Source organism: Mesorhizobium quangtriensis, assembly GCF_040081925.1.
Lineage (GTDB): Bacteria > Pseudomonadota > Alphaproteobacteria > Rhizobiales > Rhizobiaceae > Mesorhizobium_K > Mesorhizobium_K quangtriensis.
Genome location: NZ_JBEBMF010000001.1, coordinates 1,744,271 through 1,764,066 on the forward strand (window position 1 = coordinate 1,744,271; position 19,796 = coordinate 1,764,066).

At 62.9% G+C, this 19,796-nt stretch carries 12 protein-coding genes and 1 tRNA gene; 8 read left to right on the forward strand and 5 right to left on the reverse strand.

What is annotated here, in order from left to right:
* Positions 1-83: 83 nt before the first annotated feature.
* From ABMA32_RS08510 to ABMA32_RS08525, 4 genes are all read left to right on the forward strand, one after another.
* On the forward strand, positions 84-1,181 hold the full coding sequence (locus tag ABMA32_RS08510; RefSeq protein WP_349013264.1) for a polyamine ABC transporter substrate-binding protein: 1,098 nt from the start codon (positions 84-86) through the stop codon (positions 1,179-1,181).
* A 75-nt stretch (positions 1,182-1,256) separates the two neighbouring features.
* Positions 1,257-2,396, forward strand: a complete 1,140-nt coding sequence (locus ABMA32_RS08515; protein ID WP_349013265.1) for an ABC transporter ATP-binding protein — start codon at positions 1,257-1,259, stop codon at positions 2,394-2,396.
* Positions 2,397-2,404: 8 nt separating this feature from the next.
* Positions 2,405-3,373, forward strand: coding sequence for an ABC transporter permease subunit (locus tag ABMA32_RS08520; RefSeq protein ID WP_425475485.1), 969 nt, complete (start codon positions 2,405-2,407; stop codon positions 3,371-3,373).
* A 4-nt stretch (positions 3,374-3,377) separates the two neighbouring features.
* Complete coding sequence (locus tag ABMA32_RS08525) at positions 3,378-4,196, forward strand: ABC transporter permease (protein ID WP_349013266.1); 819 nt, start codon at positions 3,378-3,380, stop codon at positions 4,194-4,196.
* 23 nt (positions 4,197-4,219) lie between these two features.
* Here ABMA32_RS08525 and ABMA32_RS08530 read toward each other — a convergent pair whose 3' ends face one another.
* Positions 4,220-6,046: an AsmA family protein gene (locus tag ABMA32_RS08530; RefSeq protein ID WP_349013267.1), complete on the reverse strand. Its 1,827-nt coding sequence runs from the start codon at positions 6,044-6,046 to the stop codon at positions 4,220-4,222.
* Between the two features lie 217 nt (positions 6,047-6,263).
* Between ABMA32_RS08530 and ABMA32_RS08535 the strand changes: the two genes are divergently transcribed.
* On the forward strand, positions 6,264-8,222 hold the full coding sequence (locus ABMA32_RS08535; protein ID WP_349013268.1) for an acetoacetate--CoA ligase: 1,959 nt from the start codon (positions 6,264-6,266) through the stop codon (positions 8,220-8,222).
* A 247-nt stretch (positions 8,223-8,469) separates the two neighbouring features.
* On the opposite strand, the gene ABMA32_RS08540 is transcribed toward ABMA32_RS08535, so the two are convergent.
* The 3 genes from ABMA32_RS08540 to ABMA32_RS08550 all read right to left on the reverse strand — a co-directional run bounded on the left by ABMA32_RS08540 (position 8,470) and on the right by ABMA32_RS08550 (position 12,548).
* Positions 8,470-10,131, reverse strand: a complete 1,662-nt coding sequence (locus ABMA32_RS08540; RefSeq protein WP_425475504.1) for an ABC transporter permease — start codon at positions 10,129-10,131, stop codon at positions 8,470-8,472.
* 152 nt (positions 10,132-10,283) lie between these two features.
* The gene (locus ABMA32_RS08545) at positions 10,284-11,321 is read right to left on the reverse strand and encodes a Fe(3+) ABC transporter substrate-binding protein (protein ID WP_349013270.1); all 1,038 of its coding nucleotides are present in this window, start codon (positions 11,319-11,321) and stop codon (positions 10,284-10,286) included.
* 270 nt (positions 11,322-11,591) lie between these two features.
* Positions 11,592-12,548, reverse strand: a complete 957-nt coding sequence (locus ABMA32_RS08550) for a helix-turn-helix domain-containing protein (RefSeq protein ID WP_349013271.1) — start codon at positions 12,546-12,548, stop codon at positions 11,592-11,594.
* 121 nt (positions 12,549-12,669) lie between these two features.
* Between ABMA32_RS08550 and ABMA32_RS08555 the strand changes: the two genes are divergently transcribed.
* Entirely contained in the window at positions 12,670-14,172 is a 1,503-nt protein-coding gene (locus tag ABMA32_RS08555; RefSeq protein WP_349013272.1) for an arylsulfatase B, read from the forward strand.
* 17 nt (positions 14,173-14,189) lie between these two features.
* Here ABMA32_RS08555 and ABMA32_RS08560 read toward each other — a convergent pair whose 3' ends face one another.
* Positions 14,190-18,020 (reverse strand): PAS domain S-box protein, encoded by a 3,831-nt coding sequence (locus ABMA32_RS08560; protein ID WP_349013273.1) that lies wholly within the window; start codon positions 18,018-18,020, stop codon positions 14,190-14,192.
* A gap of 254 nt (positions 18,021-18,274) precedes the next feature.
* On the opposite strand from ABMA32_RS08560, the gene ABMA32_RS08565 reads away from it, so the two are divergent.
* Together ABMA32_RS08565 and ABMA32_RS08570 are read left to right on the forward strand one after the other, a co-directional pair.
* The gene (locus ABMA32_RS08565) at positions 18,275-18,742 is read left to right on the forward strand and encodes a phasin (RefSeq protein ID WP_349013274.1); all 468 of its coding nucleotides are present in this window, start codon (positions 18,275-18,277) and stop codon (positions 18,740-18,742) included.
* A gap of 408 nt (positions 18,743-19,150) precedes the next feature.
* Positions 19,151-19,227 (forward strand) — tRNA-His (locus ABMA32_RS08570).
* Positions 19,228-19,796 lie beyond the last annotated feature (569 nt).

The following is a 19,796-nucleotide window of genomic DNA, read 5'->3' on the forward strand; positions in this document are numbered from 1 at the left end:
AAAACCTAAATAGGCTCACCCCTATGCCAGTATCGGCGCGGATCAGGAGGACGTTGCCGGTGACCAACAACAAGGGGAATGGGATGATAAGAAAAATAGCATTGGCGTCAGCGGCAACCGCGATCGCCGCTCTGGTGACCGGAGCTGCCTTCGCACAGGATCGCGTCGTCAACGTCTATAACTGGTCCGACTATATCGACGAGTCGATTATTCAGGACTTCACCAAGGAAACCGGCATCAGGGTCGTTTACGACGTCTTCGATTCCAACGAACTCCTTGAGACCAAGCTCCTCGCCGGTGGCAGCGGCTACGATGTCGTGGTTCCGACCGGCAACTTCCTTGCCCGCCAGATTCAGGCCGGCGTCTTCCAGAAGCTCGACAAGTCCAAGCTGCCGAATCTCGCCAACATGTGGGATGTCGTGTCGGAGCGCACGGCCAAGTACGATCCCGGCAACGAATACTCCATCAACTACATGTGGGGCACCGTCGGCATCGGCTACAACCAGAAGAAGGTCCAGGAGGCGCTCGGCATCGACAAGATCGACAGCTGGGACGTGGTCTTCAATCCCGAGAAGCTGGGCAAGCTCGCTGATTGCGGCGTCTACATCCTCGATTCGCCGACGGACATCATCCCGACCACGTTCAAATATCTCGGCATCGATACGGAATCGACCTCGCCCGAGGACATCGCCAAGGCCGAGGAAGCGCTGCTCAAGATCAGGCCTTACGTGCGCAAGTTCCATTCATCGGAATACATCAACGCGCTCGCCAACGGCGACATCTGTCTCGCCATCGGCTGGTCGGGTGACGTGTTTCAGGCACGCGATCGCGCTGCGGAAGCCGATCAGGGCGTCATCGTCGACTATGTGATCCCGACCGAGGGCGCGGAGATGTGGTTCGACCAGCTCGCCATTCCGGCCGATGCCAAGAACATCGAGGAAGCGCACGAGTTCCTGAACTACATGATGAAGCCGGAAGTCGCGGCGAAGGCAACCAACTACATCTACTTCCCGAACGGCAACAAGGCTTCGCAGGAGTTCGTCGACAAGGAGATCATCGACGATCCAGCGATCTATCCGGACGAGGCGACGCTGGCGAAGCTCTTCACCGTTTCGCCCTACGATCCGAAGACACAGCGCCTCATCACGCGCAGCTGGACCAAGGTCGTCACCGGCCAGTGATCTGACATCAAACCCCGGCGTCCAAAAACGCCGGGGTTTTTCTTTGAGGGGCGAAGTTTCGGGGGTAGCATCGGCATGAAGTCGCTCGGCAGTATCAGGCGTTCCTTCGCGCCGTGGAACGATCCCTCGGCAAAGCCCTACATCTCGTTCGAGAACGTCACCAAGGTCTTTGGCGATTTCACCGCCGTCGACAACCTGACGCTCCACATCTACGAGCGCGAGTTTTTCGCCCTGCTGGGCGGCTCGGGCTCCGGCAAGTCCACGCTGCTCCGGATGCTCGCCGGCTTCGACGAGCCGACCAAGGGCCGCATCCTTCTCGACGGGCAGGATTTGCGCGGCATCCCGCCCTACAAGCGGCCGCTCAACATGATGTTCCAGTCATATGCGCTCTTCCCTCACATGACGGTCGAGGCCAACATCGGCTTCGGCCTGAAACAGGAAGGTACGCCGAAGGCCGAGATCGAGGCGCGCGTCGCCGAGATGCTGAAGCTCGTCAAGCTCGAGCAGTTCGGCAAACGGAAGCCGCACCAGCTTTCGGGCGGCCAGCGCCAGCGCGTCGCGCTTGCAAGGGCCGTCGCCAAGCGCCCGAAGGTGCTGCTGCTGGACGAGCCGCTCGGTGCGCTCGACAAGAAGCTGCGCGAGGAGACGCAGTTCGAGCTGATGGACCTGCAGCAGTCGCTCGGCCTTACTTTCGTGATCGTCACCCACGATCAGGAAGAGGCGATGACCATGGCCGACCGCATCGCCATCCTCGACAAAGGCAACCTGATGCAGGTCGCCACGCCTGCGGAGATCTATGAGGCGCCAGCCTCGCGCTTCGTCGCCAACTTCGTCGGCAACGTGAATATGTTCGAGGGCACGGTCGCGGCGCGCGAAGCCGCCACCGCCCGCATCACCGGAGCCAGCGGCGCGCAGATTCTCGTCGAAAACGCAGGCGACGCGGCGGCCGGCAACACGGTCGCCTTCGCCGTGCGACCCGAGAAGATCAAGGTTTCGTCCAAGCGTCCTGAGGGGACCGTGAACGCCATGGAAGGCGAGGTCTACGACCTCGCCTATCTCGGCGACATGACCGTCTATCACGTCCGGCTGGACGACGGGCAGGTGGTCAAGGCCAGCGCGCTGAATGCCTCGCGCGTGAGCGATGATCCGCTTACCTGGAACGACCGCGCCTGGATCTCCTTTCAGCCGGACGCCGGCGTCGTGCTGACGCGGTAGGTGACCCAATGGCAGAGGCCACCGCTTCCCTTCCCACCGCAGCGCAGCCCGCCGCTCCCTCCTTTGCCGATCGCATGGTCCAGGCGCTGACGAGCCGCCTCGTCATCATCGTTCCCTATCTCTGGCTGCTGCTCTTCTTCCTGATACCCTTTGTCATTGTCTTCAGGATTTCCCTGTCCCAGACGGCGATCGCGATGCCGCCCTACACTCCGGTGTTCAGCCTGCAAGATGGGCTGGCGGCGTTCTTCGACCAGCTTCGCGAGCTCAATTTCGACAACTATGTCTGGCTGACCGAAGACCCTCTCTACTTCAACGCTTACGTCTCCAGTCTCTGGATCGCCGCCGTCTCGACCTTCTTCGCGCTTCTCGTCGGCTATCCCGTCGCCTATGGCATGGCGCGTGCGCCGGCTGCCTGGCGGCCGACCTTACTCATGCTGGTCATCCTGCCGTTCTGGACGTCCTTCCTGATCCGCGTCTATGCCTGGATGGGAATCCTCAAGCCTGAGGGACTGCTCAATCAGTTGCTTCTCGGCTTGAATATCATCGACACGCCGCTGATCATCATGAACACGCATACGGCGATCTTTATCGGCATCGTCTACTCCTACCTGCCGTTCATGATCCTGCCGCTCTATTCCGCGTTGGAGAAGATGGATTATTCGCTGATCGAGGCGGCGCAGGATCTTGGCTGCACGCCGATCAGCGCCTTCTGGAAGATCACCTTCCCGCTATCGCTGCCGGGCGTCATCGCCGGCTGCATGCTGGTCTTCATCCCGGCCGTGGGCGAATTCGTCATCCCCGACCTGCTCGGCGGGTCGCAGACGCTGATGATCGGCAAGACGTTGTGGAACGAGTTCTTCGCCAACCGGGACTGGCCGGTGTCGTCCGCCGTCGCGGTCATCCTGCTCCTGCTGCTGATCGTGCCGATCATGATCTTCCAGTTCGCGCAGGCCCGTGCACAAGAGCAGGGGCGGTGACACCATGAGCAACTGGAGCCGCTTCAACATCGTCTCGGTCGTGCTGGGCTTCGCCTTCCTCTATCTGCCGATCGTTCTGCTCGTCATTTATTCCTTCAACGATTCCAAGCTCGTCACCGTCTGGGGCGGCTTCTCGACGCGCTGGTATGTGTCGCTGTTCCAGAACCAGGGGCTCATGGACGCCGCATGGGTCACGCTTCGCGTCGGCTTCATCTCGGCGACCGTCGCCACGGTGCTCGGCACGCTCGCCGCGCTCGCGCTGACCCGCTACACGCGCTTTCGCGGCCGAGTGTTGTTCTCTGGCATGGTCTTTGCGCCGCTGGTCATGCCGGAGGTGATCACTGGCCTGTCGCTACTGCTCCTGTTCGTCGCGATCGGCCTCGACCGCGGCTTCTTCACGGTCACGCTCGCCCACATCACCTTCACCATGTGCTTCGTGGCGGTCGTCGTGCAGGCGCGGCTGATGAGTTTCGACCGTTCGCTGGAAGAGGCTGCGATGGACCTCGGCGCGCCGCCGGTGAAGACATTCTTCCAGGTCACGCTGCCGGTCATCCTGCCGGCTATTGTCTCCGGTTGGATGCTGGCCTTCACCTTGTCGCTGGACGATCTCGTTATCGCCAGCTTTGCCTCCGGACCGGGCGCCACCACGCTGCCGATGAAAATCTACAGCCAGGTGCGTCTCGGCGTGACGCCGGAAATCAACGCAGCCTGCACGTTGATGATCGCGGTCGTCGCCGGCGGCGTGCTGATCGCATCGGTCGTCAACAAGCGCCGCGAGGTCCAGCGCCAACGCGACGAACAGGCTGCACTGCGGCTGGGCTAGGCATTTACGATCCGACCCGGAGCTTAGTCCGAGCTCAGGCCCTTGGTGGGCGTAACGAGCGCGTCGCTTGATGAGCCGTTAATGAGGAATGTCGCAGCAGGAGCGGCGTCTGCCTGGCTGGCGTTGGCCTGCTGCGGAGGCGCGATGCTGCCGGTCAGCGCGACGCTGCTGCCATCCAGCGACACGGTCCCCGACATGGTGACGCGGTGGAGCGGCGACCGGATCTCGACCTTGTCGATCCGCGCGACGCCGTCGGTCGCTACAGCTTTAATCTCCATGGCGTCGATCTTCGATCCGGTTCCTGCGACCGCAGTGAGTGTGAAAGGGGCGTCGCCCTTCGCATCCGCCAGCAGGGCGTCGATATCCATGCCGGGCAGCGTGCCGGGGCCGAAGCTGGCCGAGAACGACCCGTTCGCACGCGCCATGAGTTCGTCCCAGCTATCGCCTACACCCTTCAGGATGAGCGATAGCGTTCCGCCTGCCTTTGGCAGGAAATTCTCCATGCCTGTGGCGGCCCCCAATGCGTCGCCGCTGACATCAGTAGCGAGCAGGCGCAACTCGACCTGTGCGCCTTCGTCCTTGTGGTCGAAGCGCAGCCCAGCCTGTATGTCGCCGCCGAGCGCGGAAGCATCAGAGATGTCGAAAGCCGCCAGCCGGCCATCAACCCGCGCCGTCGCGGCCATGTCCGTCAAAGCGATGGTTCCCAGCGTGGCGCGCGGCGCGGACAGCCGAAGGTCAAGATTGAGCAGGCTGGCGAAGTCCGCGTCGATATTGCCCGGCCCTTCGCCGGTCATCGGATCGAATGGCGTGAAGGTGGACAGAAACGCTCCGAGCTCGAGCGTATCGAACGCCATTGTACCCGACACTTTTGGCGTACCGCCGCTCAACAAAAGGTCGAGCACGCCGCGTGCGGTGCTGCCGTCCAGCATGATCCTGGCATCCTCGAAGCGCACGCGCGCCGGGTCGCCGATGATCCGGCTCTCCACCGTCATCACCTCGATGGCGGGCCGTACCGGAAGGCCGGCGCCCGACCATGCTAGCAGCGCTCCGACGGATGGCGTCGAGAAGCGCGCCTGGCCCGCCACATAGGGGTTGTTGCCGAGGCTGGCCGTCCCGTCGAAGGCGGCGTCGGTGAGTCCGGATTTCAGCGAGAGCGTGGCCGGCGTAGCCGCCCCACCGAGCAGCAGCAGCGGGCTTGCCGACGAGAATTCAATTGCCAGCGACTCACCCTTGAGCACGCCTTTCGCGAAAGCGCCTATTCTTCCGTTCAGCGCCGGCCACGATATCCGGCCATTGATGTCGGTCGCGATCGCAATGTCCATGGCGTCGAAGGGCCGTATGATGCGGCCGTTGACGAATTCGATCGTCCCGAAATTGTCGGCGGGCAGGCGAGAAGTATCCGGCGTTCCGGAGGCTTCCTCTACAAGAGAACGGGCTGTTGCCAAGGCAAGCGCTATCCTGCCGTTGCGCGGGAGAGCAGGCAGCTTTCCGTAGTGGTCCAAGCGTAAGGCGGGATTGTTGAAGCGTACGGCGGTGAAATCGATGTCGCCGCCCAGCGCGGCAAGCGCCGAAAGATCGACTTGCGCTCTTTCGGCCGAGGCGACCAGCGTGCCGTCAGGCAGCAACAGCCGGATGTCGGTCAGGTTGACATGCAGGTTCGGCCAGACGCCGACCTTTGGCGCACCGGCGATCGATACATCGAGCCCGCTCCAAGTGCTCATCTCTTCCGCGATGCGGTCGCTGGAGAGGCGCGTGGAGGCGATTAAGGGCAGCGCAAGCCCGGCCAGCACGGCGAGGCCGACCACCGCGGCGATGCCCCAGACCGTGCGCCTTAACGTGGATGCAGCCATCCGTTCTTGTCAGCTCCGCCCCGGGGAGATCGTCCGACCGGCGAACCCGTCGCCGCTCACTTCCCAACAAAGTCAGCCTTCGTCAAACCCGGCCGAAGCAATTTCAAGCCTTTGTGGCCCATGAATGGCGCAAGTCGACGAATCTCGACATTCCGAAACGCATCTTGCCCGTCGGGAAGCGCATATGCAAAAAGGACCGCCCTTGGGAGAACGATTAATGGTTGATAACGCCCCGCTCTGGACGCCCTCGCCCGAGCGCACAGCCGCCGCGCCTGTGAAGGCCTTCACCGATGCAGCCTCCCAGCTGACGGGCATATCGCTTTCCACCTACGCCGATCTTCACCGCTGGTCGGTGGAGGACCGCAGCGCATTCTGGAGCCTCGTCTGGGATTTCTGCGGCGTCATCGGCGAGAAGGGCGAACACGGCCTTGCCGACGGCGACAAAATGCCCGGCGCGTCCTTTTTTCCGGATGCTTCGCTGAACTTCGCAGAGAACCTCCTGCGAAAGAAGGGTTCCGGCGACGCCATCGTCTTCAAGGGCGAGGACAAGGTCGTACGCCGCCTGTCATGGGATGAACTGCACGCACTCGTCTCGCGCCTCCAGCAGTTGTTCGTCTCGATCGGCGTGAAAAAAGGCGATCGCGTCGCGGCGATGATGCCCAACATGCCCGAAGCGGTCGCCGGTATGCTCGCTGCTGCCTCGCTCGGCGCCGTCTGGTCGTCCTGTTCTCCCGATTTCGGCGAGCAAGGCGTGCTCGACCGCTTCGGCCAGATCGAGCCGGTCGTGTTCATTGCGCCGGACGGCTATTGGTACAACGGCAAGCAGAACGACGTTTCAGCCAAGGTGCAGGCGGTCCTGGCCAAGCTCCCGAGCGTGCGCCAGGCGATCATCGTCAGCTATCTCGGCACGGCAAGGCAAGCGGTGACCGCCATGCGGAACGCCGTGGCGCTGGACGACGCGCTCGCCGACTTCGAAGCGAAGGACATCAGCTTCGTGCGAACGGAATTCAATCATCCACTCTACATTCTCTATTCGTCAGGCACGACCGGCATTCCGAAGTGCATCGTGCACGGCGCTGGCGGCACGCTGCTGCAGCATCTCAAGGAACATCAGTTCCACGGCGGCGTGAAGGACGGCGACCGCCTGTTCTATTTCACCACCTGCGGCTGGATGATGTGGAACTGGCTGGCGTCGGGACTGGCTACTGGCGCTACGCTGCTGCTCTATGACGGATCGCCCTTCCATCCCAACGGCAACATCCTTTTCGACTACGCCGATGCCGAGGGCATGACCTATTTCGGCACCTCCGCGAAGTTTATCGACACGCTGCGCAAATCGGGGCTCAAGCCCATCGATAGCCACGACCTATCCACCGTCCGCACCGTCTCCTCCACCGGCTCGCCTCTGTCGCCGGAGGATTTCGTGTTCGTCTACGAAGGCATCAAGCAGGATGTGCATCTCGCTTCCATTTCCGGCGGCACCGACATCGTCTCCTGCTTCGTTCTCGGCGTGCCGACCGAGCCGGTCTGGTCCGGCGAAATTCAGGGACCGGGCCTTGGCATGGCCGTCGATGTCTGGAACGACGCCGGGCAGTCTGTCCGGCAGGAGAAGGGCGAACTCGTCTGCACGAAGGCCTTCCCGTCCATGCCGGTCGCCTTCTGGAACGATCCAGACGGAAAGAAATACCGCGCTGCCTATTTCGAGCGCTTCGACAATGTCTGGTGCCACGGCGACTTCGCCGAATGGACCGAGCATGGCGGAATGATCATCCACGGCCGCTCCGACGCCACGCTCAACCCCGGCGGGGTGCGCATCGGCACGGCGGAAATCTACAATCAGGTCGAGCACATGCCGGAAGTCGCCGAAGCGCTCTGCATCGGTCAGGATTTCGACCACGACGTGCGCGTGGTGCTCTTCGTGCGCCTTGCCGAGGGGATCAAGCTCGACGAGGACCTAGAGAAGCGCATTCGCCTGAAAATCCGTACCGGCTGCTCGCCGCGCCATGTGCCGGCGAAGATCGTGGCGGTCGCCGACATTCCGCGCACCAAGTCGGGAAAGATCACCGAACTCGCCGTGCGCGACATCGTCCATGGCCGCGAGGTCAAGAACAGGGAGGCGCTTGCAAATCCGCAGGCGCTGGAGCTGTTTCGCGATCTGGCAGAGTTGCGCGACTGAAGACGCCGCGTCTTGGTAAACGATCGGTAACCGGTGAATTTACCTAGATTTCACAGGTGATACACTTTCGTAAAGATTTTTCCGGGCCGGTAAGGATTTGTTAAGCGCCGTGCGTGGATAGTCTGGACCAACTTGAGGGAGAAATCCCGCTCCTCTTGATCCCCCGAGGAGGCGACATTCGCTCAAGCCCCGTTGTCACAGCAATTCGACCTCAAAGGCGCCCTCCAGGCGCCTTTTTTTTGGCCGCTCACAGCGTTGCTTCGCGATCCCGGGCGAGCGCCCGTGACAGCACCAACACCGGCACGAGTGCGGTCGCGATGATCACCAGCGCCGCCGCTGCCCCGTCCTGTGGCTGGCTGCGCGACGCGTTCTCGTAGACATGGGTGGCGAGCGTCGAAAAGCCGAAGGGCCTGAGCAGGATTGTCGCCGAAAGCTCCTTCGCCGTGTCGACGAAGACGAGCACGGCCGCCGTCAGGATGGCCGGCGCGAGCAACGGCAGCAGCACTGAAACCGCGCTCTGCATCGGCGTCCGCCCAAGGCTGCGCGCCGCCTCGTCGAGACGGCCCGGCAGCTTTTCCAGCCCGGAGCGGATCGAGCCCTCCGCAAGGGCGAGGAAGCGGATCGTGCAGGCAATGACGATGCCCGCCGCCGACCCCATCAACAAAAGGCCGGTAGAGCGGTCGAAGTAGGTGCGCATGAAGCTGTCGAGCGTGTTGTCGAAGCGGGCGAGCACGAAGAGCAGTCCAAGCCCGAGAATGCCGCCCGGCAAGGCGTAGCCGATCGACGCCAGCCGGACGGTCACCGCCACATCCGGCGAACGCACCAGGCGCGTCGCGTTGAGCAGGAAGAGCGCCAGCGCCACGGTAATCACAGCCGTGGTGCTGGCGGTCATCACCGTGTTGAAAAACGCGTTCGCCAACTCGGGCGAAGCGAACTGGTCGAGTCGGCGCATCGCGTACTGGCCGAACACGAACACCGGTATGCCGAATCCCAGCAGAACCGGCAGGGTGACGAGCAGCGTCGCCAGCGGCCCGCGAAAGCCCTTCAGGACGACGCGCGGCGGGTGTGCCTTCATGTGCGTCGCGCGGCCGGTATGGAAGCGCTGGTTCGATCGCGCCCATTGCTCCGCGCCCAGGATGGCGAACACCAGCAGCAGCATGATGAGCGCGATCTGCGCGCCGCCCTCAAGGCTCCCGCGCGCCAGCCATGTCTGGTAGACGGCCACCGTCAGTGTGCGCACGCCGAGATATTCCGCCGCGCCGATGTCATTGATCGTCTCCATCAGCGCCAGCGCGACGCCAGCCACGATTGCCGGCCGCGCCACCGGCAGCAGCACGCGCCAGAATACCCGGCCCGGCTTCGCGCCGAGCGTGCGCGCGACATCTGCGATGTTGCGTCCCTGCATCAGGAAAACAATGCGTGTTGTCAGGTAGACATACGGATAAAGCACCGACGACAGCACAAGCGCGCATCCGGCCGTTGAGCGGATGTCCGGAAACCAGTAGTCGCGCGCCGACTGGAAGCCGAAGATCGACCGGTAGAATGTCTGCACCGGTCCGGAGAAATGGAAGAACTCCGCGAATGCGTAGGCAGCGAGATAGGCCGGCACTGAGAGCGGCAGCACGAGCGCCCATGACAGCGTGCGCCTGAACGGAAATTCGTAGGCCACCATCATCCAGGCCGATGCGACCCCGATCGACGACGTTCCAATCGCCACCATGACCAGCAGGTTGAACGTGGTGACGCTGGCGCCGGGCAACACGTTGCGCACGAGATGCGGCCAGTCCTCGCCCGTACCGGAAAGCGCGACATAGGCGAGCGAGATGACGGGCAGCAGGACGATTGCGCACACCAGCAGCGCGCCGAGCCTCAGCCCGGGATGGTGCGGGCGTTTTACCGCGCGCGCCAGCCGTCCGGCGTCCGGCGAAACGCCGCTTCCGTAGGGCAGGGCAGGGCGATGCAAACCCGTCAAGCTGTCATGTCCCCCTCACGCGAAAGGCCGGGCGCATATGGCCCGGCCTCGATTGGCGTCGGCGAAAAGCCCCGTTGCAGCCGTCGGGCTCAGCTCGACGGACCGTCGTCGAGTCCGACGCGGTCGACCATCTCGGACGCTTCCTTGCGGTGGCTGGCGACCTCGGAAAGCGACAGCGTGTCGGCGTTCAGTTCGCCGAACGACTTCACCTCGGCGGAAGGCTCGAGGCCCGGCTCGACCGGATACTCGTAGTTCTTCTCGGCATAGATCTGCTGTGCCTTGTCGCTAGCCAGGAACTGCAGCAGCTTGACGGCGTTGTCGCGGTTCGGCGCGTTCTTGGCGAGCGCGGCGCCCGAGATGTTGACGTGCGTCTTGCCGTTCTCGAAGGTCGGGAAGATCACGTTGATCGCGTTGCCCCATTCCTTCTCCTGCGGCTCCTTCTCGTTGGTGCGCATCAGGCCGACATAGTAGGTGTTGCCGAGCGCGATGTCGCACTCGCCGGCAAAGATCGCGCCGGCCTGCGGACGATCGCCGCCGTCGGGCTTCTTGGCAAGGTTGGCCTTCAGGCCCTTCATCCACTCCTCGGTCTTTTCCGGACCCCAATGCTCGATTGCGGCCGAGAACAGCGCGAGGTTGTAGTCGTGCTGGCCCGAGCGGATGCAGATCTTGCCCTTCCACTTCGGGTCGGCAAGGTCGGCATAGGTGATCGCCGTGTCCTTGACGCGGTCCTTCGAGGCATAGACGACGCGTGCGCGCTTGGTCAGGCCGAACCAGTGGCCTTCCGGATCGCGATATTCGGCCGGGATTTCGGCATTGACGACGTCATCTACCAGAGCTTGCGTGATGCCGGCTTCCTTGGCCTTGGTCAGGCGCGAGATGTCGACGGTCATGATGACATCGACCGGCGAGTTGGTGCCCTCGGACTGCACGCGCTCCTCAAGACCCTTGTCGAGGAACAGCACTTCCGTCTTGATGCCGGTATCGGCCGTGAAGGCGTCGAGAACCGGCTGGATCAGGGCTGGCTGGCGATAGGTGTAGATATTGACGACGCCGTCAGCATAGGCGGTGCCGCCAAAAAGCGAGGCTGCTGCAAAGGCTGCCGCCGCGGAATTCCTGATGGTATTCATGTGTCTCTCCTGGCCGTCGAGGGTCAAGGGTTTGGCACTGGCTCTTCCCTGGTTCCGGGTGCGGAACCGGCCCTCTATCTGAAATCTGACCGAAAGCGTCAAGATAAGGTCAGGGGAAATCGACACGAAATCAATTGGTTAGAATAATTCTAAACTGGAGAATTGTTGACCAGTTTCAAATGGATGGTCTTGGCTGACGCCACCGTATGTACTGCCTGGCCACATCGATCACGGGAACGTGTTCAGGCTGTTTCGCTGCGAGACGGCCGCTCAGCTTTTATCGCCGCGCAGCGTCTGCAGCGGCGTTTCGCCGAACAGGTGCCGATAGCTCTGGGCGAAGCGGCTGAGATGCGTGACCCCGACGCCCATCGCGATGTCGGTGACGCTGCTGGCGCGCCCCGACTTGAGCTGCCGCCGGCTCTCGTTCAGGCGTAGCAGGCGCACATATTCCCTCGGGCCGACACCGAAGGTTGTTTCGAACGCATATTCCAGTTGCCGCCGGCTGACACCGATCTCGCGGCACAAGCCCATCACGGACAGTGGTTCGTGCAGCCTTGCGTGAATCAGTTCCTCGGCCAGCCATGCCTGCCGCTGCCTGTGGCGCGACGAACGGTTGAGGTGCCGCGCGCCCTGGTCTGCTTCGGCGACCGTCGAGGCGACAGCACCCAGATAGTCGATGTAGGCGCCGGGCATCTCCGAGCCGGAGCCGTCTGGGCTGTCGAAGCTGCCGATCGCGGACGTAAGCGCTTTGGCCATGTGCGCGCATCTTTCGGGGTTTTGCAGGATCGCGTGGGGCTGTTCGACGGCGTTGGGTTCGGCTCCGCCGGTCGCCACTTCGACGACGCTCATCCAGGTATCGACCGGCAGAACCGAGGCTGAATAGATCACTTCGCTGCGAATGCTCGCGGTGATCTCGGCTCCATCAGGCAGGATGAGTATCATCCCGTCATGAAGCGGCGCGCCGCAGATCGTGGCGTCGCCGCCGCGCATGACGGTGAGCACGACGACATGGTCTTTCGCGAACGCGCCGCGCGCCCGGACATGCGCATTGAGGGTCGCGGTATCGAACGTCCACCCACCGAGCGAGCCGTTCTTTCGAATCCTTGACACCCCGCCCTTTGCCGACAGCACATCGACTTCAAGCAGCGTCATCGATGCCGCGTCGACGAGTTCGTCGGGCAGAAGTTCGATCGTCTCTGAGAAAGCGGAGTGCAAAAGGCGGTTCACGGCTTGCGGCCATCTTTTTGCGCAAAACGGATAGCACCATAATGTGGACAAGCTAAAGGTGCCAGCCATCAGGCGAGGTGCGCCCGGCGATCGACGCCGCGGGCCTTGCTCGGAGGATTACATGACGACGGATACAGATAGGGCCACACCTTCCGGTCTTGGGTTGACACGCAGAGACATGCTGCTGGCAGGTGCTGCGACGGGAATGGTGCAGATTGCGAGGATGGCCGCCGGCCCGTCCGCTCTGGCCGGAATTTTTGCGACGCAGGCAAACGCCGCCTCGAACAAGCCCAACATCCTCTACATCGTGGCGGACGACATGGGTTGGGCCGATGCGGGCTTTCGTGGCTCCGACATCAAGACCCCGAACCTCGACCGGCTGGCCGCCGAAGGCGCGACGCTGGAGCAGTTCTATACGCAGCCCATGTGCACGCCGACGCGTGCGGCGCTCATGACCGGGCGCTATCCCCTGCGCTACGGTCTGCAGACTGGGGTCATTCCCGGTGCAGGCACCTATGGCCTGCCGACAGACGAATATCTTCTTCCGCAGGCGCTGGGCGAAGCCGGCTACGCGACTGCGCTGGTCGGCAAATGGCACCTAGGCCATGCGAACAAGGAGTTCTGGCCGCGGCAGCGAGGCTTCGATTATTTCTACGGCGCGCTGGTCGGCGAAATCGACCATTTCACCCATTCGTCTCACGGCGTGCCAGACTGGTATCGCGACAACACGCCGATCGAGGAGGAGGGCTTCGACAACACCCTTTTCGGCAACGAGGCCGCCCGCGTCGTACGCGACCACGACGGTTCGAAGCCGCTCTTCCTTTATCTGGCCTTCACCGCGCCGCATACGCCCTTCCAGGCGCCGCAGGAATACCTCGACCGGTATGCCCATATAGAGGATGAGAACCGGCGCGCCTATGCGGCGATGATCTCCGTCATGGACGACGGCATAGGCAAGGTGCTCGACGCTCTCGACGAGCGCGGTATGCGCGACGACACACTGATCGTCTTTCATTCGGACAATGGCGGCGTGACCAACTCTCTGTTTGCCGGCGACACGAAGGTCTCCGGCGGTATGCCGGCCAGCAACCGACCGTTCCGCGACGGCAAGGGAACGCTCTACGAGGGCGGCACGCGCGCGATTGCGCTCGCGAACTGGCCGGGCAAGATCAAGTCCGGGCCGGTCGATGCAGTGATACATGTTGCGGATATGTACCCGACGCTGACAACGCTTGTGGGTGCAACCACGGCAAAGGCGAAGCCTCTTGACGGCATGGACATCTGGCCCGCCCTTGCCGAAGGCCAGCCGTCGCCGCGCACAGAAGTCGTCTATAATGTCGATCCGACTGCCGGCGCGGTCCGCCAGGGAGACTGGAAGCTCGTCTGGAAAGCGACGCTGCCGCAGTCGGTTGAATTGTTCAATCTGGCGCAGGATCCGTCCGAGAACATCAATCTCATCGACAAGAATCCGGACGATGCAAAGCCGCTTCGCGACAGGATCGAGACCCTGGCCGCCGAGATGGCACCGCCGCTCCTGATGCTGGAGGCAATTCGGCTGACATTCCAGGCGCCACCTGTGACTGCAACCGGCGATCCAATGATCCTGTTTAACGCAGGCGATTAGGCGGAGCCAAAGGCCGCTTAGTCTGCCAGCACGCGCGTCGACGGGAAAGCGATCTCCACCAGCGTGCCCTCTCCGGGCGTAGAGTGGATGGAAAACTTCGCGCGGTTCGCTTCGACCATTGCTTTGGTCAGCGGCAGACCGAGCCCGGTACCGTCCCCGCGTGTCCGCTGCAGCGAGTTGATTTGCTTGAAGGGCTTGAGCGCCTGCTCGATTTCGGCCGGCGTCATGCCGACGCCGGTGTCGCGCACCCGCATCACCACTTCACCATGCGATTCATAGGCGGTCGAGACAATCACCTGTCCGCCGGCCTGCGTGTAGCGAATGGCGTTGGAGAGGATGTTCAGGGAGATCTGGCGTACCGAGCGCAGGTCGGCGACCACGTCCGGCAGCTTCGACGCGAAGCTTGAGCGGATGATGACGCGCTCGCGATTGGCCTGTGGCTGCATCAGCGCAACCGTCTCGGCCAACGTCTCGTTCAGCGACACAGCCTCGTAGCTCATCTCCTGCTGGCCCGCCTCGATCTTGGAGATGTCGAGCAGGTCGTTGACGAGGTCGAGCACATGGCTGCCCGATCGATTGATGTCGCGCAGGTAGTCGCGGTAGCGATCGTTGGCGACGGGGCCGAACTTCTCGTCCAGCATCAGTTCCGAGAAGCCGATGATGGCGTTGAGCGGCGTCCGGATCTCGTGGCTGACCCGCGCCAGGAATTCGCTCTTGTGCGAGGACGCGCGCTCGGCGCTCGCTCGCGCCTGTGTCAGTTCCTCCTCGGCGCGCTTCCATTGCGTGATGTCGCGCACCACTGCGCAGAAACCGCTGTCGCCCGGCAGCCTGCCGATCGTCATGAACAGCGGGATGAAGCGCCCCTCTGCCTCGCGGCCGATCACCTCGCGCCCGTCGTTGAGCACGCTCGCGACGCCATTGTCGGTCAGGCCGGCGAGATAGTCGCGCGCCGCCTTCTGGCTCTCGATCGCGAACAGCGAGCTGAATGGCTTGCCCGCGACCTCGTCGCTGTCCATGCCGAACAGCGCTTCCGCCGGACGGCTAATCGAACGGATATGCCCGTTCGCGCCAATCAGCACGACGCCGTCGGTCGCCGTGTCGATAATGGTGCGCATCTCCGCGACGCGCGCCTCGAGTTGCGCGATAAGCGACGATTGTCCGCCTGCAACGCCGTCCTTAATGCGGGAAAGAACCAGCGCAAGTGCCTTGCCATTATCCCACGGAATGGACTGCAGGAATGCCTCGACTGGAAACTCCCGGTCATCCTGCGTCCTGATCCGCATGTGTCGGTCGGTGCGTTTCTGCGGCTCGCCGTCGTTCTGGGCATTCTCGTCCTCGTATGGATCGACGAAAAGCGCATCGAGCCCACCGGCGTTGGCAAGCTCGGCAAGCGAGCCGTAGCCGGTCAGGGCAAAGAATTCCTCGTTGGCGTAGTGCAGAACGTCGCCGGAATGAACCAGCACCGGCACCGGCAGCTTCTCTATGATCGACAGCCCGCCATCGCTCCTTCCGGATGGTCGCGACGCAGCTTCCGCCAATGAATCGGCATAATCAACCGGCTCAAGTGCGCTTGGCTCGACAGGCTCGAAATCCGTCTCGGCAAAAAGCGCGTTCCCGGTCTCCGAAGTTCCATCGGCGTCGGTCAGCGGCGCTTCCGCGTGCACAGCATCTTCCGTTCCGCCAGCCTCTCCGTCTGCCTTTGCGTCCGGGCTTGCCTCTGGAAAGGTCTCAGCAGTGGTCGTCGGGCTCAATGCCTCGTGGACGGCTTCCGCCGGTTCGAGCGCCACTTTCGTCGCTTCAGCGGCTTCCTCCATTTCGACCTGCGCGGCCGCTTCCGCAGCCCCGTCTTTCTCCCATTTCGCGAAATCAAGCAGCGAGAGGCCGGGCCGCTCTCCCTTGCGCCGGGGAGCCTCCAGGGTCGTCTTGGTCTCGGCTTCGGCAGCAGGCTGCAACTGCGAACCGTGCCCGGACGTCGGCTCGGTCGATTTTCCGGTCGTGCCGTCCAGTTCCAGCAACTCCGTCACAGCTTCGGTCGAACCGGCCTCGTCCGCTTGTGAATGCAGCTTGCCCTCGTCGGCCGTATCGCGCTTTGGCGGTTGGATCGCGGCCTTGTCGTCTTCGCGTTGCAGCGTCGCCTTGGCGCCCTCTCTTTTCAGCCGATCGCCAATCTGCTGGAAGGCCATGCGCTCGCCCGGTGAAAGCAGCCTCCCGCCGCCCGGCGGATGCTCCTGTGCCGGCGGTCGATGCTCGGCGAGCCGGATGACCTTGTCGGACTGCCGGCGGTCGGGAACGGGCGTCAGCTCGATCGCCGGCTTCTCGCCCTGGAAAGGATCGTGGGGCGTTTCGGCTATCGGCTCGGGCGCGACCGCCTCGACGTGATCCGGCGTCGATGCCCAAGCATCCTGCTTTGCAGCCGGTGCGCCGTCGTCCACGGTTTCCTCTGGCAGCGGAATGCGCGGCAGCGCAAGCCCTGTTCCCGCCGGGTCGATCGCCGCTTCCGCCACCCGCGCCACGCCGAAGCCGCGAAAGCCCTGGAACTCCCTTCCACGGTCGTAGACGGGGAGCGCCGCGAGGTCGACCGGAACCCTGAGGTCCGTCTTGGCGATCGGCCATGATACCGTTCGACCCGACCATGTGTCGCGCCGCGCCAGCAGGCCGGCGATTTCTCCGGTCGGGTCGAGGCCGAATGCGTCGGCCACATCGCAAAAGCGCCGGCCGATGACATCGGCCGCGGCTGCGCCCACCGCGCCAGAAAATTCGGTCGACACCTGGCTGAACCTGCCCTCCGCGTCCGTCCGCCAGACGAAGCGTGCCGGTGCGGCCGTCCGCCCGATGATCGTCCGTTCGGTGCTCGCGGGCTGTTGCGGGGCAGGGTGCTCTTCCTCCAGCGCTTCCTCGACCTCGACTTCCTCGAAGCTCGTCGCGGCTTGTTCTGCGGCAGCCTCCGTTTCCATGGCCAAGGCGGGCGCCAAGCTTTCGGCATCGTCTCGAACGATGGTTTCAGGCTCCAGCGCAACCGCTGGCTTAGGCGCGTCGTCTTCCGGGCCTGCGTTCGACCAGTCCTCCACCGAGGCTTTGGCCACGACGGCCGGCTCATCTTCCACCGCCGCAAAACCATGGCTGCCGAGCTGCCAGATTTCGCGCACCTGACCGACCGGGTCCGGCTCTTCGGCTTGCGCACTGTCTCCTTGGTCGTCGGCCCAATTCTCATCGACCACGACCACAAGGCTTCGGTTTTCAGTCAGCCGCGCCAAGCCGGCGGGCAGGGGACCGTGCCGCCCCTCCAGAAGTCTTTTCACGACGCGCTGGGCATCGCCCGATTCGCCAGCCAGCGCGGCTATCGTCGATGCCGGCAGCCCCAGGCGCTCGAAGCCCGGCGTGGCCGCCTCGATCGCCCCGGCGCTGTCGATGAAGGCGATGAAATGGCCAGGCTGGGAGAACCCACCGATGGCGCGTGTCAGTGCCTTGTGCTGTTCCGTTTCGATTGCGGGCTGCGCCATTAGGATGGCGCGTTCTCCGTCGGGCAGCGTCACCGTGCTGGCAAGGAAGCGCACCGCCTCGCTGGAGACGCCGAGCGTCACGCGCACCAGGAGGGCCTTGTCCTGCCCGATCTGCGGAAAGCCGCGCAGCGCCGCGATCTGGCGCTTCGCAGCGGCACCGAGCGGGGCGTCCGCGCCGAAGATCGGCTCGACGTCGTCGTGGCCGAACAGCGCAGCACCCGGGCCGTTGGCCCAGATCACTTCCTCGAGGTCGGCCGACAGTATGACGAGTGCGTCGCCCGCGGCAAAACGCTGGCGCACGACATCCAGTCCGGCGACGTCAAGAAATGAATAGGAGGCTTGCGCCATGCGGCTCCCGACACGTTGGATTGAGAGGTTCGAGCGGCGGCCGCCCTTAACCCTTTATTAATAAAACCGGATCGCAGTGTCCGTCCACAGACGTGGTGGCCGCAATACGGCAATTTCGCGGTTTGGTTAATGTTTACAGCCATTTATGGTGCGTCGCACAAATTTTGTTGCACTGCACAAAAGAATGATCTATATAATCCCTATCCCGAAACAAGACGGCTTCTTCCAAGCCGCATCGATCAAAGGACAGGAAAATGGCCAAGACGGCAGAGAAAGCAACAGCAGAGTTCATCGACAACATCGAATTTCCGAGCTTCGACGCCTCCAAGGCGACCGACCAGTTCCGCGCCTTCGCAGAGAAGAGCGTCGAGCAGTCGAAGGAAGCCTATGCGAAAATGAAGAGCGGCGCGGAAGAGACGCAGAAGGCCCTCGAGACCACCTTCGAGAGCGCCAAGTCTGTTTCCAGCGATCTTTCGCTCAAGACGCTCTCCGCCATTCGCGACAACGCTGAGGCCGGCTTCGCACATCTCGAGGCCCTGATTGGGGCCAAGACCCTTTCCGAGGTCGTCGAACTCCAGACCTCGTTCCTGCGCAAGCGCGTCGAGGCCGGTGTCGAGCAGGCCAAGGATTTCCAGTCCGCCGCCAGCAAGGCTGCCGAGAAGGTGTCAGGCCCGATGAAGACCGTCTTCGAGAAGGCCGTCAAGGAACTCAAGGTCGCCTGATCGATTATAAGGGGCACGATGACGCCCTGAAACGAATACCGGAAGGCGGCACCTCCTCCCGCTTCCTTCCGGAGTAAAGCCGGCACCTCCTCCCGCCGGCTCGTAAAAGGAAAAGGCCGGCACCTCCTCCCGCCGGCCTTTTTCTTGTTTGCTTGGCTCATAGGGTACCGACCTTGGCGGGCAACGCTGCGCTTGTCGGCTTTTCCTTTAGACCGCGTCCGTGGTCATCGCGGCACGCCTCCCGAATTCGGAAGGCGGCCCGCCTTTCTCCCGAAAGTGAATTTCCCTGCGACGACGAATCCTTCCGGTTGGATCGCGAACAGGGTTGAATTAAGATGCGATAGCCCGTATGCACCGCTCGCCGACAGGCAAGCCCTCGCGGGCTGTCGTCCCTTGTGGTCGCGGCGTGCCGTTGTAGCTCAGTTGGTTAGAGCGCCGGATTGTGGATCCGGAGGTCGCTGGTTCGAGCCCAGCCAACGGTACCATTAAAATCAAGCACTTAGACGACGCGCCGGTTGTTTCATGTCGCATTCATGTTGCGACTAGGTTCCGTTGATTTCCAACGATTTTCAACGGCACTCGGCTACTCGACGCGACATAGATGCGACATGGCAGTTGTGTCTAACGACGCATAGAGGTGACGCTCTCTCCGCCACGAATAGTTCCTATGTAATTGAAAAACATCAATACCCACTCGCATCCCAACTTTTCTGCTCTATTTAGACAGAAATTGAGCTTTTTTGCCCTTTAGAATGGCGGTCCGGGCAACATCTTGGGCAACATTTGGTGCGCATCGTGTGATTTCGCGTCTTTGCTGGTCATGCCGCGCGTTTATCACGCGGTCGTCCGCTTTGCGCCCCATGCACGAACCCGCTTCGCGGGAGGGGCGCCTTGGCCTGAGATGGCGTAGTATTCGTAGCCTTTGAGCAGGTGGCGGCGGGCGAGCCGACCATGGAGTTCCCTTCAACTAGAGGAACTCGCCATGGCTACCCCGTCGACCGATGCACCTATCTCGCCGCTTCGCCAGCGCATGCAGCACGACATGCTCATGCGG

Excerpts from the sequence above, each read along its gene's own strand:
- ABMA32_RS08510 (WP_349013264.1), top strand. The coding sequence starts at position 84 with ATGATAAGAAAAATAGCATTGGCGTCAGCGGCAACCGCGATCGCCGCT.
- ABMA32_RS08515 (WP_349013265.1), top strand. The coding sequence starts at position 1,257 with ATGAAGTCGCTCGGCAGTATCAGGCGTTCCTTCGCGCCGTGGAACGAT.
- ABMA32_RS08520 (WP_425475485.1), top strand. The coding sequence starts at position 2,405 with ATGGCAGAGGCCACCGCTTCCCTTCCCACCGCAGCGCAGCCCGCCGCT.
- ABMA32_RS08525 (WP_349013266.1), top strand. The coding sequence starts at position 3,378 with ATGAGCAACTGGAGCCGCTTCAACATCGTCTCGGTCGTGCTGGGCTTC.
- ABMA32_RS08530 (WP_349013267.1), bottom strand. The coding sequence starts at position 6,046 with ATGGCTGCATCCACGTTAAGGCGCACGGTCTGGGGCATCGCCGCGGTG.
- ABMA32_RS08535 (WP_349013268.1), top strand. The coding sequence starts at position 6,264 with ATGGTTGATAACGCCCCGCTCTGGACGCCCTCGCCCGAGCGCACAGCC.
- ABMA32_RS08545 (WP_349013270.1), bottom strand. The coding sequence starts at position 11,321 with ATGAATACCATCAGGAATTCCGCGGCGGCAGCCTTTGCAGCAGCCTCG.
- ABMA32_RS08555 (WP_349013272.1), top strand. The coding sequence starts at position 12,670 with ATGACGACGGATACAGATAGGGCCACACCTTCCGGTCTTGGGTTGACA.
- ABMA32_RS08560 (WP_349013273.1), bottom strand. The coding sequence starts at position 18,020 with ATGGCGCAAGCCTCCTATTCATTTCTTGACGTCGCCGGACTGGATGTC.
- ABMA32_RS08565 (WP_349013274.1), top strand. The coding sequence starts at position 18,275 with ATGGCCAAGACGGCAGAGAAAGCAACAGCAGAGTTCATCGACAACATC.